This window comes from Kitasatospora sp. NPDC058032 (assembly GCF_042885845.1).
Lineage (GTDB): Bacteria > Actinomycetota > Actinomycetes > Streptomycetales > Streptomycetaceae > Kitasatospora.
Window position 1 is genome coordinate 1 of the sequence record NZ_JBHVRK010000082.1, and the last position, 1338, is coordinate 1338.

Sequence of the window (1338 nt, forward strand, 5' to 3'; positions counted from 1 at the left end):
CTGGGCTCGTCGAAGATGTAGGTGAGCCCGGCCAGACCACTGCCGAGGTGGCGGACCATCTTCAGCCGCTGCCCCTCGCCCCCGGAGAGGTCGGCCGTGGGCCGGTCCAGGGTCAGGTAGCCGAGCCCGATGGACACGATCCGCTCCAGGGCCGTGCGCGCGGCCTTCGCGAGGGGAGCCGCGGCCGGCTCTGTGACGCCGGTGAGCACCTCCGTGAGGTCGCGGACCTCCATGCTCGAGTAGTCGGCGATGTTCTTGCCGTCGATCCGCACGTCGAGCGCGGCGGCGTTGAGCCGCGCCCCCCGGCAGGAGGGGCAGACGCCGTCGGTGACGAAGCGTTCGATGACCTCGCGCTTACGATCACTCAGGGCGCTGAGGTCGCGCTTGAGGTTGAGCCGCTCGAACCGGTCGGCCAGCCCTTCGTAGTTCGTCTGGAACTCGGTGCTCTTGGTCTTCAGCGTCACCTTCCCGCCGGTGCCGCGCAGCAGGGTGTCCAATTCCTCGGCGCTGTACTCGGCGATCGGCTTGGCCGGATCCAGACGGCCTGACTTCGCCCAGATCTGCCAGTCGGGGCTGCCCACCTTGTACTCGGGGAAGAGAACCGCCCCGTCGTCCAGGGACTTCGAGCGGTCCAGCATCTTGTCCAGGTCGAGGGCGATGCTCTGGCCGAGACCGTCGCAGTCCGGGCACATGCCCTGGGGGTCGTTGAACGAGAACGCGGAGACGCCGAGCGAGGACGGCTTCTTGTCCGTCGTCGTGCCGAACCGGGCGAACAGGGCCCGGATCATGGGCTGCACGTCGGTCATGGTGCCCACCGTGGACCGGGCGTTGCCCCCCACCGGCTTCTGGTCGACGATCACCGGGGTGGTGAGGTTCTCGATCGCCTCGGCCTGCGGACGTTCGTACTTCGGGAGCTGGTTGCGGATGTACCAGCTGAAGGTGGAGTTCAGCTGCCGCTGGGCCTCCACGGCCACCGTGTCGAAGACGATCGACGACTTGCCCGATCCCGAGACCCCCGTGAAGACCGTGATCTGGTTGCGGGGGATCGTCAGCGAGACATCCTTGAGATTGTGGATCCGCGCGCCCGCGATACGGATGCCGTCTCCCGGACCGGATGCGGTGTCCGCGCCGGGGGTGGGGTCGGTGACGCTCACAGAGTTCTCCTCCTGGTTCCGTACATGAGTCACCGTTACGCCGGACCGACCGGCGGAACCGTAACCACCTAGCCTGCACTCAGGAGGTGTCCGCGGTCTTCTCCTGCCGTGCTGACTTGGGCGGCGGCGCGCTGCGGCTGCGGAGAGGACATCATCACCGGCTCGGTCACTCTCAGCCCCGCAC

The 1338-nt window shown here is 67.8% G+C and carries 1 pseudogene; it reads right to left on the minus strand.

The annotated features are described in order from the left end of the window. Positions 1-1154: pseudogene (locus tag ACFVUH_RS37410) on the minus strand (excinuclease ABC subunit UvrA); the annotation flags it as partial. Between the last annotated feature and the right edge of the window lie 184 nt (positions 1155-1338).